Genomic DNA, 15,623 nt, shown 5'->3' with positions numbered 1-15,623 from the left:
CAGCTTCTTACGCTAAGTTGATAATATTCTATGGTGATAGTTCAGTTTTGTCTGACAATAACTGGACCTGATCGTCCATAACATCCAGCCAAACATCTTCATTCACTGGCGTATCTCCCAGCAGCAATTGATCCGATAACAACGGTAGAACAAACTGCATTAACAAGTTATCAATTTCACGTGCCCCACTTTCGGCAATCCGACACCCTTCAGCGATAAAATCCACCAGCACATCGCTATAGTGCAGTTCACACTGAGTTGCCTGACGATAACGCTCCACAACTTTATTCAGTTTATGACGCACAATGGCATGCAGAACTTCACCATGTACCGGCAAATAAGGAATAACCTGCAAACGACCTAAAAATGCGGGAGTAAAAATCCGTTGCAGTTCTGGTCGGATAACCTCCTGAACATCTTCAAGTGTTGCCGGACGATTTTCTCCCTGCTCTTTTACCCCATGCATCGCTGCCCGCATTACCAAATCCGATGCCGCATTAGTGGTAAGAATAATCAACGTATTGCGGAAATTAATCTGTTGTCCTTCTGCATCTTCCATCATGCCCTTATCAAACACCTGAAAGAACAACTCCAACACATCAGGATGCGCCTTCTCCACTTCATCAAGTAGTACCACACTGTAAGGCTGACGCCGAACCGCTTCGGTCAACACACCACCTTGTCCATAACCGACATACCCTGGAGGAGAACCTTTCAGGCCAGAAACCGAATGAGCTTCTTGATATTCCGACATATTGATCGTGATCATATGATGTTCACCACCATAGAATTCATGCGCTAATGCCAGAGCGGTTTCCGTTTTCCCAACACCTGAAGGACCTGCAAGCATAAATACTCCAGTAGGCTTGACCGGATCGGCCAGTTGCGCTTTGGCAATTCGAATTTGACAGGCTATCTGACTGAGCGCATGATCTTGTCCCATAACTCGCTGACCGAGGCGCGTTTCAAGCTGACGCAGTACATCACGCTCATTTTCCACCATCCGGCCAAGCGGTATTCCCGTCCAACCCGCAACAATATCCGCTACGCAAGCTGCATCAACACAGTCAAATACATAGGCATGTTGACGATGGCGTTGATGCAGTTCTGCTCTCAATCCGGGTAGCCGTTCGTCATGTTCTTCGCAGGCGAGGATGTCATTCACTAACTGACGCTGAACATGATATTCCGGTAAAATTTCTTCCAGTGACGCCTGTAATTCGGCCCGACGTTGTGCCAATTTCTTTAACTGAGTTTCATGACCACCTTCACGTAATAATGCTTCCTGTTCGGTAGCAATGTTTGTCAGCATGGCACGTAGATCTTCAATAGGCGCCGGTTCGTCAGTCTGTGAAACTGAGACACGGGCGCAGGCGCTATCCAACAGGCTGACTGATTTATCCGGCAACTGACGCCCACTGATATAACGGCTAGCTAATGTAACAGCTTCTGTTACCGCCTCTGCGAGTACCTTAACTCCATGATGTTTTTCCATAGCCGGTGTTATGGCACGTAACATCGCTGTCGCCAGTTCCAGAGAAGGCTCTTCAACTTTAATCACCTGAAAACGACGCGCTAACGCTGCGTCTTTTTCAAAGTATTTCTTATATTCGGCCCAGGTAGTTGCAGCGATCGCCCGCAATTCACCCCGTGCCAATGCCGGTTTCAACAAATTGGCCGCATCATTTTGTCCGGCTTGACCACCAGCGCCAATCAGAGTATGAGCTTCATCAATAAACAAAATCACGGGTGCAGGATATTCCTTCACCTCATCTAATAAGTTTTGCAGGCGGCTTTCAAACTCGCCTTTCACACTAGCACCTGCCTGTAACAACCCTATATCCAGTGTGAATAATTCGGCTTGCGTCAGCACGTTCGGCACACGACCATCGATAATACGTTGAGCAAGCCCCTCTATCAGAGCCGTCTTGCCGACACCTGCTTCACCGGTCAACAATGGATTGTTTTGACGACGACGCAACAGCACGTCAATTAATTGACGAATCTCCGGTTCTCGTCCCAATACCGGGTCCAATTTGTTATCACGTGCCGCCTGCGTCAGATGATGAGCATACTGAGCCAGTGCGGATTGCGTATTATCCCTGGCAGCCGTCATTTGCTGCGGTTCTGTATGTACCTGTGTACACAACCACTGTTCTATCGCATCAATGTTACCCTGTAACATCTGTTGTAGCTCCGATGTGAGTGAATGTTGCAGTGACGGGTTCACTAACAATGCCACAATCAACGCCTGAGCCGTAATCTGCAACGATCCCAAGTGAGAGCGAGTGCTGGCGTACATCCAGGACTGTTCCAGCCACTCGGTCAAATTAGTAGAGAATACTGGCGGACGATGATTACCGCTACGCAATAGCGTCAGCGACCGCTGGCAAGCATTCAGTAACGCAATAGCATCAATACCACCGTGATGACACACCTGCTCCATCATCGGCATCTGTTTTTCAAACAGAGCTAGCAGCAAATGTTCAATTTCCACTTCATGATGGGTACGCCGTACCGCTAAACTAGCAGCCTCATCAAGACACTGACGCGCTTCCACCGTTAATTTACCCACGATCTGTTTCAGATAATTACTCACTTTTAGGTTTCCTTAATTCATTCCAATAGGTGGTGATTTGTAACGGCAATGTAGAAAGAGAGCCTTTCGCCACTGTCGGCTCACTTAAATCCAACAACTGACTATCCAGCCGGTTGCGTTGTTCCAACAGCACTGTTTGTTGTTGCTGACGTTGTTGCCACTGTTGATACAATGAGGAAACGGCTTTCTCTCCACTTATCTGATAGCGCACAGTAATGTTATTAATACCCAGTGCACTTAATTCATTGTGCCGCTGCGGGAACGCTTGTGCTGCCAGTGTCAGTTCACCACGGGAGAAAGCACGTATAAATTGCAGCAAACCATCAGTACCAACGTAGCTTTTACTGAGCGTAAAACTGGGGAAATACACATCAATCTGTACCTTACCGCATGATGCCGGATTCCAATGCAGGGTCATGCTGTCATTGAAATTCATACTTCTGAGTTGTTGTTCACCATCATCACAACTCAATGTCACCGAACTACCAACCGGCAACACCCGTGCTCCCCGGTTAGCCGTCGCGGGCTGACTAGTCATCACGACTTCTGCCGATTGCTCTTGTTCTGGTTCCTGCTGTGCCGCTGCCAATTCATGTTCGTTTTCCAACAAAGTAAGCTTCTCTTGCAAACGGCGACGAATATCAGATGTAGATGAAAGCATGTTATTCGGTTGAATCAAGTTATTGATATAGAAAATGAAATTGTCGCTAAACGGAAAGGCCACCCCTTCAATTTCCTGACGCTTAATGCCTTCAGGACGAATATCCAGCGCATAATCTGCCGTATCCCGCACAAATGCATTACTGTATTCATATAATCGAGCATTCAGTTCCCGACCATCGAACAGCGCTTGTCCACTTAATTTTTCCATCGGCCAGATCACTTTACTTTCCCACTGTGTTTGCAAGCGGCTGGCGGCACTTAAGAAGGCATAACGCAGTACCAGATGGGCATCACCCTGATAGAGTCGCCACAAGGTTTCATTTACCCCTGCATTCTGCTTGCTTTCCGTTTCATGACGCCACAGCGCGAAGCGATTAAACAATGTACGTAAACCGTTATCGTTCAGTTCCCCTTTCCCATCACTCAACGCATTTTTGACTAACGATTCAGTTTCCATATCGCTGAGTAATTCACGTTGGCTATTCAACTGTATGGCCTGCCGGTAATCGCGATAGCGCGTTAATGTATTGTCATCCAGTTGCACAGAGATCTGCGGTGAAATACCAAGCCATGACATTATGCGTTGGCGTAAGGAAATGTTCCCCAACGAGACACGCTGCATCATGCTGCCTTTTTGCACATAGCCATGCAGTTGCCATAAACGCTGCTGCGCTTGCAGCCAAGGCTGCCGATCTTCCTGCTTCACTGTGGACAGATCACTCTCCAGCCGTGACAGAAAAACAATATAAGGACTGCCATACTGACCGGTTGCTAATACCAGTGTTTGCCAGTTTTTCTTGCCACGTACCAACCCTTCCGCTTGTGGCATCGTTTGAGCAAACGCCAACCATTCTGACTGACGCTGATTCTGATATTGTTGATAAAACGAGCGTTGCAAAGGAGAAAAGAGTTCTGGTCTGTTAAGAGCCAGTGCCAACTCGTCCAATGTAGCCTGAATATCCCGTTCACCTGCCTGAGTATAAATGCCACGAATACGCGCGTTAGCCTTAGCGGCATCATCTCCCGTCAGTGGCCAGAAATCCGCCAATGTTAGCGAGTGCGTTCCAACTGGCTGTTCATCCGCCAAAATCCACTGCCAGTTGCTGGAATCTTCCAATAATGTTTGCAATCCATCTCGCCATTGATCAAACGCTTGCTGTGCGTTGCCTTGACGATATTGCGCTAAACGCAATGCCACACGCTGATCTGACCGTAAAGGATCATCGGTACCGCTTAATAGTGAGGCAGAATAAGCAGGCATGTGTTGTAAAGTTTCCAGCGAAGCACCGCGCGCCATTGCCTGTTCAATATTGATAAAACGCGCCCAATGTAAAACCAATAGTCGTTTTTGCGGTGTTTCAGCATTCCGGAAACGCGTTAGCAAGCGTGTGACTATCGACTCAGGATTGAACACATCAACTGGAACCTGCTGCTGATATTCCCTCGCCATACGTTGTTCTGTCGTATAGGTAACCGGATAAAAAAGCAGAGGCGGCAAGGTTTGCTGTAACCAGCGTTCAACCTGCTGATAACGTAAGTAGCTCCGTTCAAGCGGATTGGTTTCATGGATATTCTCAAGCTGCGTGACACCACGCCAGGTACTAACCAATGCGCTACCTGCGCCGTACACCATCGTCAGGCTAAACACGCTAACCAACGCGCGTTTGGCTAATGTTCGCCAACCTGTTAGCAAAACAGAATCACTACGTCGAATCTGGCCGGGCAGATATTCCCCCAACAAACGGTGGCTAAAAACGCCTTCGGTTTGCTGCAACTCGGTTTGATGTTCCGCAGTAAAAAACACACCGCGTAACAGGCCATGCTCCAGGTAATGATCGCGTTCGAATAATGCACTCAGATAACAGCCCAACGCAGGTTTCAGTTGAGCAACGGTTTCCGGCAATGCCAACACTTCCGCCTGTGGTTGCTGCCGTTGTTGATTAAGCAGCTTAAGACGCATCATCTTCAAGGTATCGACAATCGTGTGCATGCTGATATCCAGCACATCAGTGACATTACCATCTGTATGTTTATCGATAAAGCAACCCAGTAAGTCAGCTCGCTGCTCTGCCGACAATTGCGAACACCAATGACTGAACCCCGGTAATGCTTCACTGTGTGTCAGAATCAACCAGATCGGTAAGCGACGTTCCAAACGTATCTGCAACGGTTCCAACTGCGCACGTACATTACGCGCCATGGTATAGAGCGCTCTATTGTCACTGTTTAATAACTGCTCCACCGACAGGCAAACGAGAATACCAGCAGGGTTACGCACCTGTGCGATCCAACGTATCAGACGTAACCATGCTTGCCGGTACAAGGATTGCCCTTCGGTATAACGGCCAGAAACTACCATGTACATCACCCGGCGGAAAAACCACCAACGGCAAGTAAAGGCATTCTCCGAAAATGACGTCAGATCTCTTCCTGCCATTGGCACTACATTACTGCGTGCTAACAACGGTTGTTTACCGCTACCGCGCTCTCCCACCACCAGAAACCACGGAGGAACAGGACCGTTACGGTGTAACCGCGAACGGAATCGACGCCAACTTTGTAAACGTCCTCCCCACCACCAATGCTGATACAGTAAATATTCCAGACGATTATTTCCCTGCCGCCAGAACCTATTTATCCGACTCAACCTATTTGTTATTTGCGGTATTAATGCCATCGCCCCACATAGCAGTAATAACAACAGCAATAAGCAAAGAAATAATATCAGACCACCGATTGTTGGCCATGAAAATGCCACAGCAATGATTAAACTGAGTAACAGAAGGACGACCATCACGCTGAGCCAGCCAATGGCATAAAATAACTTTTTCATGTTTAATTTCCGAATTTATCGGCTAATATTCAATAAATAAATTGTGATAAAAATATAAATTGAGGTAAGAGAAAACATTAATAACATTAACTTCCTACGCCATTTATTATTGGGCCGCTTATTTTCCAGAATATTATCGCACGTGCTCATCAGTCTGTGATTTTTTGTAGCAATATAACGACGCAACGTATCAGGGAAATTATCTAATTCCTGTTGGATAATATTGTGCAATTCCAAATTGTCACGTCTGCCATAACGCCCATAAAATCCAGAAAGTAGGCAAAAAACATAGACCAACCGAACTTGATAATTATCCGCAGCTAATGCCGCCAGACGATCAAAAAATGTATTTCCGCCAAGTTCAGCATCATAAAGTTGCGCCTGCAACGATGACTGCCGCCAAACATTCAATTCTTTCTGACCAGCGCACAAAATAGCTTCATCGGCCCAAACCACCACCGCGAAATTCGCCTCTTCGATATCTTGCAATCCATAACCATGCCGCTGTGCTTCATTCTGCGCCTGCGTCAGCGCGGCTAACAATGTCTGCCGCAACTCTTCAGCTTGATTCACCTGCTGCTGGATCATACGCAACACACAGGTAAATACCGGAATGTAACAATCCAACAAGCACATCACGACACTCTCACTATAACGATTTCTATCTGTAAATCGTCCGGCGCATCAGCCCAGTGCACCGCCACGCGTTCGCTATCTTCTACCTGCCGCCACAACGCGCCACGATTCTCTACCCGGAAATAACGGGTATTCATTCGGTTAGGTAAACCGTGTGGGGCAATCTCCTGGTAATACAAACGCACTCCGGGCAAAGCACGATTAATAATGCCGTCAATCTGTTCCGCTGCCGCCAACTTAATCAAACGATCATCAGGAATTTCACGCTCGCTGTGAGTTAAGCTGTCAGAGCGCAGCACCAAATAGATCCGTTGCTGTTCACTCGCGCCTGTTACGTTGAACGCCGCATGATAATAACCGCTGTATTCCTGTTGCAGTGGAATGACCGTGTTCGGTTCCAGCACCAGCGCATTGAGCAGATCGATAATTGTTCGCTCACAATTATTAAGTGTCAAAGCCAGATCCAAATGCTGATATTTCTCCCGTGTCCCCTCCCGTCCATTCCATTCCCCCAAAAAAGAGCAACGGTCAGTAAAACAGGAAAGTTCACTGATCAGCTGACGCAATAGCCCAAAAATCTGCAAAGGATGAACATCACGCGTCTCCTGACAGTGATACAACTGCACGACATAACGCACCAGAGTACGCAGTGTCAGTAATAATGTGCTTTTCTCCTGAGTATAAACTTCCGCTTCCAATGTTTGCGGACGCTTTAGCTCTTCCAATTGATGGACACGTCCTGTCAATTCCTGACAAAGTTGCTCAATACGTTGTCCCAGTTGTGGCACGGCGTATAACGTCAAACATGGCGGCAAGTAGCGGTTATCCAGTTCAATACCATCACCCGTACAGCGCAGTTGGCCCACAGGTAACAGCGTATAGCCCGTTGCCTGTGCAATCTCATCATGCAGAAAAAAACGTAAGTTATAAGTGAGTTGCTGCACTTCTGCCTCTGGCCCTTCCCCAAAAGCATCCCGCATCCGCTGCTCTTGCGGCCATGTCACCCAACGGCTAGTAATATCGCCTACACTAGTCGCATCCGCGACACCGGTGACGTTACTCTGGTTATGATTAAACGTCCGCAAGCCAATATAAATGCGCTGTGGTTTTTCACGTTCCGGCCAGCAATCACGCAGTGAGCGGGCACTGAGCACACCATTCACATCACAATCCACATAACAACCATCCGGAAAAACGAATGCAGCTTTATGAACACTGAGTACTTCATCACTCAGCGCGGCCAGATTAAACACTAGCCTCACGACACCGAAAGCATAAGGTTGAGTCAATAGCTGATAACGTCCTTGCCAATATTCATGTTGCAATTCATGCGCCTGAAAATGTTGCGGCTGTAAATACAATCCTGAATACCAATACATCGGTTTATGTTCAAACATGGTGTTTACTTCCTCAACAGATTCCCATTATTATCAGATACTGCTGCCTGCCCGGGGAAAATCACTTCATCTCCCGCATTGCCTGCAAAGACATGACTCCGGGTAATGGCATAGCGCCCCAGCATTAAATCAATATTCATAGGAACAAACTCAGCACTCCAAGATTTGTTCCACCAACCACTTTGCTCAAGACGCAACGGTAGCGATAATACCCGCACATGTGTGCTTCCTGGAGCCGGATAATAACCGGCAATCAGCGCGACGTAGCGTGCCTGTTCCGCTCTATCAATATGTAAAGATACGGATTGCCCCGGCATCATCACATAATTATCAAGCTGTAATATATTTTCTGTTGCACCCGTACCAGCAAATAAATTGCGTAATAGCGTGGGATTAGCCAGTAATTTATCCAATTGTTCACGTTTCTCCGCCTGAGCAATTAATATCGTGCAACTATTTGGCATATTATTAAAAACATTCAGCTGCGGATCAGCCATCATTTTTAAACGAATCGCATTATTGGCGTAAACAGGTCTGGCTTGTTCGATTGCCTGTAATCGTTTTTCATTATTAGAAATTGAATCACTACAACCACTGATTAACAGAATTATTAGTAATACTGAGAAACTACGTTTAATAACATTATAAAAATTCATCTTATTTTTCATTTTACTCTCTATTTTTCTCTGGTCCTTTTATTACGCGCATAATTTCCTGTAACGCTGAGGTATTATCTTCCATCATTTCCTCCAGCCATTCGGCCATTCCCATATTTGCCCAGCGCGCTGCCCGTTCCATTAAATACGGCACCGGGCTGGTGGGTTCATTCTTACGAAAATAATTGGCGATATTGATCATCTGCCCAATGGCAACATCGCGTGTTTCATGGTGTGAACGATCTTCTGCCAACGTCGTATTAATACCGTTTGACGCGGTTCCTCCCGATGACATTTCCTCACCACGGGATTGCTGCATGGCTCCCGGCGCAACAATTTCATAAAAACGCGTGATTAATGCCATCATCTCCTGTAATCGTTGGGCGCTGGCACTCATACTGTTGCCAGTATCTGGCACCAGACCCGCCATAATTTGGTGTAGTTTTTCCAGCGCTTGGTTGACTTGTTCAGCCTGTGCCAATAACTGGTTAAATTGTTCAGCCGGCGTAGCGCGAATACTGTCATCACATTCAGCGATACCGAAATAGCCATCACTGATCAGGGGAGCGCGTAATTCACTCTTAGCTGCGACACGTTGTTCGAAATACTGCACCCGCTGCCAAACGCTCAGACTCAATTTACCATCACTAGTCAGTGTCAGGTTGTCCAACTGTTTTACCAGTTGTTTATCCAACCAACTTAACCGACCAAGACGGGCGTCAGCACTGTTTCCCTCTTCATCATCCAGCGGCGGATATAGTACCGGCCAAAAGGTTTCCAGTAGACAGGCAAGTAATGTGATACCACCGCCAATACCTGCCAAACCATACAGCTCCCCCTGTGCCTGAGTTAACCAACAAGCTATCTGTAAGTCTTTACTGTGCTTTTCCAGTACTTCCTGGCACAACACTGAAACCTGAAGCCAGTCAGCCTGGCGCGTTTCATATCCCCACGCATCATCCTGTGGGAGATCCTCATCAACTTCGCGCGCAGCACTTATCTGTTCAAAAAGAGGTTCATATTCGATATCACATCCCGCTGGTGCATCAGCAGAGATAGGATGTAAAAAACGAGTGATGTCTGTCTGTGCTAAATTCACGCTTGCTTCCCTTTCAGGCAATAATCACCAACGGATAGCCTGTCGTGATCGTGCCACCATGAGCGCACAAATCGCCAAGTCTGGCCGCTGGCCGTCCACCAATCAACACTGTTGGACTTCCCATCACCACCGTATCCGGTGGTCCAACACACACCAACAACGACCCCATCGTCGCAGCGGGCAAACCACCAATCAGAACGATTGGCACGCCTGGCGGCATAATCGGTCCGCCCACATGCGGTATGGGTGGCACAGCAGGAGACATCATTGGGCAAATATGCATATCACCCACCCGGGCAGCTGGCATTGGCATCATTTTTCTCCTGATAATGTTGTAGCTTCATGGTACAGATAATTTTTGCGGCCCTGATCCTGTGACGATGGCAATTGCCTTAATTGCCCGTGCGCCAGTTGGAAAAACTGCTCGACATACAGCGCTTGCTGTTCCGGCTGTTCGCCATAAAAGTGCAGGATCAGACACAGCGTATCTGCCAGTGCCGCAAGTGACTGCCACGGCTGTGGATAAACGGCTTCCAGATCTGGAGTTGTCATGCTGCCTTCACTCCAGAAAACCGAGAGCACCAGACACGAAATCGGGTTATCAAACCCAACAGCCTGCGCCTGTTCGAACAATTCATGACGCAACGGGTCGCCACCATTAGCGCGCCAGCGCCGCACCTGTTGCAACAGCAACCGCTGTTCCTGCCCCAGAGCCCGTTCGTAAACACAGGAGATAAATGTCAGTGCCAGTTCCAAAGCCTGAGTGTAAGGCAACATGAAAATGGTGTAGAACACCGCATCCTGCCACAACATTTCCTGACTAAGTGCCGATAGATTCTGCTCATGTGCTACGTGTTGCTGTAATACCAACTCCGCCTGTGGCGAAAGCTGACAGTGTCGTAATTTAGCCATTGCTCCAAACTCTCATTATCCGTTGATTCCACTATTAACCAATCTTGGTCAAAATCCCTTTCACCATCGCAATACCAGTCGCATCCACCTGAACAATGCCGCCTTTTAACTGTGCCATTGCACTGCCCTGTACTTTGACTGTGGTTCCCGTGAGTTCTGCCACACCACTGCTCTTCAATGCCAGTTTCCCTGACCCTTCTACCGTGACAGATGGCGCTTTGATAGTGATCCCCGCTGGGGTAATCGACAATTTACTAGCACCCACTTTCAGCTCAATTCCCTGATTGGCTGTAATAGTGCAGTGTTGTCCAGTATTAATTTTGGCGCTGCCTCTGGATACCTCCAGCGAATAACTGCCCGCGCTGATAGTCGTGATGAAATTACCGCGATCCAGTGTTTGCTTCTTATCACCTTTTTTCACTTCGGTGACAGCATTACCTTCACTCAGAATTAACGTATCGTGGCCTTTTTTAATTGTTGTATCGCGCTTCTCTTCAATTTCCCACGAGGCATTACGACCGATATTCGCCGAAAAATCATTTTTCACTTTCAGACACAGATCTTTTTGTGAGTGAAGCAAAATAAATTCTTCGCCTTTCTTATCTTCGAAACAAAATTGATGCCCTTGTTCCACCGTACCTTTTGCACTACTGCGGGTAGTAATGCCGCTTTGCGTTTTTTGTCCCGGCAACGCAAACGGTGGCATCTTTACTCCGTTATAAACCGTTCCAGTCACTAGCGGGCTATCGGGGTCGCCGTCAACAAAACTCACCAACACTTCACTGCCCACACGTGGCACAAATTGAGCACCAAATTTTGCACCATTCCAAAACTGGCTCACACGCACCCAACAAGAGCTGTCATCATTTTTTTTGTGTTCTTTATCCCAATGAAATTGGATTTTGATACGCCCCTGTGCATCGGTGTGGATCTCCTCCGATGCAGCGCCCACAACCAACGCAGACAACACGCCAGCAATATAAGGCCGCGTGACAGAAGGTTTCGGACGGAATGCTTTCTTCGCCGGAAATAGTGTCACCTGCGACGAAAACAACAACCCACCTTCCTCAAGGTTACTTTCCGCTTTTAATTGCTGACTGCCCACCGCATAACGCCCATCAGCGCTGGCATGTCCTTTCAACGTAAATTGGTGCCCAACTTGCAAACTGGGATAACTATTAACCGCACTTGCATAATGCGACTGTGATTCCCATTGTTCCATGCACAGCGCCGCCTGCACCTCCAACTGATTACGTTCCTCCTGCCGCCGATCGTCATAGATAGAAAGCTTCGGATTGACGGAATAACCACTATTCGCTTTAGCACTGGCACTAACTACCGACGCATTTTTAACGTTATAACCACTCATTTCCGCCATACCTGGGATCATCGTGCGATGAATATGCCAGGCACGCAGCCCGTATCCTTGCTGACTACCGAGCTTCGACTGATACGGCAATACAGCCAGAGGGGCGTTAATAAACGTCGAAGGGTGATCAGCCAGTACCAATACATGGCGCCCTTCTTCATGGCGGAAAAAATAGAAAATACCCGCCTGTTCCAGTTGGCGCGTCACAAAATCAAAATCTGATTCCTTGTATTGCATGCAATATTCAAGTTTCGGATAACTGCTTTTTAACGCCAACTCAACATCGTTAAACCCACGTTTACGGAAAATATCACACACCATATCCGGTACACTGATGCGTTGATAAACACGCAGGTTACTGGTTAACGTCAACATTTTCAGCCACGGTTCAACTCGCGCCTGATAACAAAATTGACCATCGGCAAAGCCTTGTTGCTGCAATTCCGTCAATATGCCATGCACAATCCGATGATTTGGCGCTTCACCAATACAAAACGCCAGTGGTTTACCAATATGAGACTCCAGCTTGTCCCAGTCCGCGCTGGAGTAAAGCTCGACAGAAAAGGAATAAGGGAGAGATAAACTTTCTTCACCACTGATTTTATTCAGTGCCACAATATCTGACAGACTGCCGATAACCTGTAAAAAACGATTCTTTTGCCCTAACAGCATATTTTTCACCTGAATTTCTTGTTTAAACCGCGTAGGGGCTCGTACATTCCCCCAGATATACATGCTGAATATGGGTATCGCCGGTATCCCCTAAACAACCATCCCATCCCAATCGACGGCTGCCGTTTAATCTATTGCCACGCCCATCGTGCTGCACCAGCAATTCCAGCGAGAAAGAGAGCAACGGACCGGCAAATTGCCACACCCACTGGGTCAATCTGCGATATCGTTCATTTCCCGGCATAAAATCGGCGCGCTGCTGGGCTGCAAACGGCCCCAGCTGAATATGAAATCCTGACTGAATATCCCAGTAAGCGTGACCCAGCATCGGGTTATCACCCAACAAGCTGCGGCCCAGGCAACAACAGTGCATTTGCTCTGCATACTGCCAACGTCCCCGAAACGGCTGAATACTGACCGCCATGTTAAATTCCCGCTGCAACAGATGTTGCAAGTTCATCATTGAACGAACGGATGTTGCCAACAGACCAACGCAGGCAGGATGAATATGCTGAGTTTCACTCGCCGTTAATTGCCCGGCAACGGCTGGAATGACCGCGGGTAACGCCCGACGGCTTCGCAATTCTGCATTAACAAATAACCGGTATTTCTGCCACGCCTGAAAACGCAGACTAAGCAGACGATGGGTAAAAATATCAATAAACGCCTGAGCTGATTCATCGCCATAACGATAACGCCGATCAATCAGCCATTCGGTATAGCGCAACGGTAATGCACCAAAAGTTCCCAGCAACCCAAAGTGATATACCGCCATGTGATACTGTTCATCCTCCTGTTGCGGTGGCAACAAAGATTCCACTTCACCTTCCGGTGCATCCAGCGTAAGAACTGAGCTAAATTGCACCACATCATCAGGGATAATTACTGTTCCGCGACTCTGACGATAGTGACAGCGTTTAAGCAGGCGACGAACATTCTGATAAAAACGGCCACCAGCCAGACGTATCTTGTTTTCTAAAGCCATGTCAGCCTCCCGCTACGACGTGGCCACCGACGCATGCTATTATTGACCGACTCCAATTGAGTCACTGTCTGCGTGAAACTGTTAATCGGCGCATACATAGCGATAAAACGTTCCAGTAGGCTGCAAAAAAGATAAAAATCAACAAACTCACCCGCCTGTGTCTGGAATGTCAACGTCACCTCCAATCCACGCGCCAGAGAATAAGGATCAGCTGGATTCAGACGTGTACTCACCGGCACAATAGCAACCTGTTGCAACTGTGTAATTAACCGCGATATAGCGGGATCACCATGCAAGTTGTACAGTTCCAGCGTCTCTTTTAGGCACTGAACGCCTTGCAAGCCACTCAGCAACATTTGGTTCAGATTGAGCTGTGACACCAAACGCCAGTTCAATGCGCAGTTCGGTTGTGAGCGCACCGGAAACCGGGGGCGGATCAATCCCAGAATTTTTACGCCCGGCAAAGCAACTTCTGATTCAAAATCCCCATCAGGATGACCATTGCTCAACAGCCGTGGCATATCACGATTGGTACAGGTTAAACTCAATACCACCACTTCGGTTTCTGGCTTTAATTGCTCACCACTGCTATCGGAAAAACCGATAAACATATTCATTCCCGTTTCGTTGTGCCTGAGTGAAGGGCGCGGTGACGCTTGCCAGAACAACAGAGGCTGTTCGCCATCTTGTGTATGTTCAATACCGAATAATGACGGTACTGATCTAGAACTTAATTGCTTTTGCTGACGACTGACAATCTCAACCCGATCAATGGTATAGACTTCCATACTTTGTGGACGACGGGCATCCGGCTGAACCAGATATTCGTGCTCGGTTTCCAACGGGATAATCGGCTCCGCCTGATGAGAAAATAGATTCACTATGGGTACACAATTTAGCCGAAAAGTTTCGCTATCAACTTTATCGCTCATACGTTCAATACGACGCAGCGCAGTGCAATCCTTAAGCCGGAAACGATAATGTAGTTCTCCGGCTGATTTGGTGATTAAACCCGCATCAGGCAATGGAATATCCAGAAATAAGAACCGTTCAGGAAAACTAAAATAATCGCGGAACAGATGATGAGTCGGATTTATCATCAGATCATCAGCACACAAGTTGTCTTGCGGATCGAAACCCACGACCTGAATATCTCGGCTATCCATGCTGAATACACGCTCACCCAGCCGACATTCCAACTGCTTAACCTGCGCCGACAACAGTTCATATAAGCTATGGGCCAGTATCGGCGTTCCATGTAAGTACAACCGAATATGACGCGCCTGAAAACTAGCACCCGGCCACAGCGTGAAATTCAGCGTTAAGATAAAATCCCGATCGTAAGGATCTGGCATCAGTTCCGCGTGGGTTAAATCCAATGGCAACATTTCCAGCGGATATACCGTGCGGAAACGGCAAGCCACATCACCAACTGGCTGAGAAATTAACGGCGTATGTCGTGCTACTGTCATCACGCCAGTCACACCCGATGCCAACGGGTCTTGCTGAAACTGTACCAACGACACCGACGGGATCTGACGTAAGAATTGTGGCGCCAGTACTTCCAGCATTGCGTTGTTCAATTCCGGCATATCTTCATCAATACGTTGATGAATCTTGGCCGTCAGAAAAGCAAAAGATTCTACTAACCGTTCTACATGAGGATCTTCTGAAACGCCCTCCGCAAATCCAAGACGCTTGGCAATTTTGGGAAAACGCTGAGAAAAAGCGGCGCCATATTGCCTTAAATAACTCAGCTCCCGATTATAATAATTCAGTATTTTCTGTGGTAATAACATCAT

11 protein-coding genes are annotated in these 15,623 nt (G+C 47.6%); all 11 read right to left on the bottom strand.

The annotated features are described in order from the left end of the window. Positions 1-28 precede the first annotated feature (28 nt). The 11 genes from tssH to tssF are packed head-to-tail and all read right to left on the bottom strand — an operon-like array spanning position 29 to position 15,623. Positions 29-2,599: a type VI secretion system ATPase TssH gene (tssH, locus tag C5469_RS03230; protein ID WP_166302244.1), complete on the bottom strand. Its 2,571-nt coding sequence runs from the start codon at positions 2,597-2,599 to the stop codon at positions 29-31. After that, positions 2,592-6,095 (bottom strand): type VI secretion protein IcmF/TssM N-terminal domain-containing protein, encoded by a 3,504-nt coding sequence (locus C5469_RS03225; RefSeq protein WP_166302241.1) that lies wholly within the window; start codon positions 6,093-6,095, stop codon positions 2,592-2,594. The genes tssH and C5469_RS03225 overlap by 8 nt, the downstream gene beginning before the upstream one ends. Positions 6,096-6,110: 15 nt before the next feature. Further along, positions 6,111-6,731: a DotU family type IV/VI secretion system protein gene (locus C5469_RS03220; RefSeq protein ID WP_166302379.1), complete on the bottom strand. Its 621-nt coding sequence runs from the start codon at positions 6,729-6,731 to the stop codon at positions 6,111-6,113. Next, entirely contained in the window at positions 6,731-8,128 is a 1,398-nt protein-coding gene (gene tssK, locus C5469_RS03215; protein ID WP_166302238.1) for a type VI secretion system baseplate subunit TssK, read from the bottom strand. Before tssK ends, C5469_RS03220 begins: the two co-directional genes overlap by 1 nt. A 5-nt stretch (positions 8,129-8,133) precedes the next feature. Next, entirely contained in the window at positions 8,134-8,796 is a 663-nt protein-coding gene (locus C5469_RS03210; protein ID WP_166302235.1) for a type VI secretion lipoprotein TssJ, read from the bottom strand. A 1-nt stretch (position 8,797) separates the two neighbouring features. Next, on the bottom strand, positions 8,798-9,883 hold the full coding sequence (tssA, locus tag C5469_RS03205; RefSeq protein WP_339413557.1) for a type VI secretion system protein TssA: 1,086 nt from the start codon (positions 9,881-9,883) through the stop codon (positions 8,798-8,800). A 13-nt stretch (positions 9,884-9,896) separates the two neighbouring features. Continuing rightward, complete coding sequence (locus C5469_RS03200) at positions 9,897-10,196, bottom strand: PAAR domain-containing protein (protein WP_207628676.1); 300 nt, start codon at positions 10,194-10,196, stop codon at positions 9,897-9,899. Beyond that, entirely contained in the window at positions 10,196-10,795 is a 600-nt protein-coding gene (locus C5469_RS03195; RefSeq protein WP_166302226.1) for a DUF6931 family protein, read from the bottom strand. Before C5469_RS03195 ends, C5469_RS03200 begins: the two co-directional genes overlap by 1 nt. 34 nt (positions 10,796-10,829) lie before the next feature. Continuing rightward, positions 10,830-12,836, bottom strand: coding sequence for a type VI secretion system Vgr family protein (locus tag C5469_RS03190; RefSeq protein ID WP_166302223.1), 2,007 nt, complete (start codon positions 12,834-12,836; stop codon positions 10,830-10,832). A gap of 22 nt (positions 12,837-12,858) precedes the next feature. Further along, positions 12,859-13,821, bottom strand: a complete 963-nt coding sequence (gene tssG / locus C5469_RS03185; RefSeq protein ID WP_166302220.1) for a type VI secretion system baseplate subunit TssG — start codon at positions 13,819-13,821, stop codon at positions 12,859-12,861. After that, complete coding sequence (gene tssF, locus C5469_RS03180) at positions 13,812-15,623, bottom strand: type VI secretion system baseplate subunit TssF (RefSeq protein ID WP_166302217.1); 1,812 nt, start codon at positions 15,621-15,623, stop codon at positions 13,812-13,814. Before tssF ends, tssG begins: the two co-directional genes overlap by 10 nt.

The sequence above is a fragment of the Photorhabdus cinerea genome, assembly GCF_011189575.1.
Lineage (GTDB): Bacteria > Pseudomonadota > Gammaproteobacteria > Enterobacterales > Enterobacteriaceae > Photorhabdus > Photorhabdus cinerea.
The sequence above is the reverse complement of the archived record's forward strand: the minus strand, read 5'-3'. Positions and strand labels throughout refer to the sequence as shown.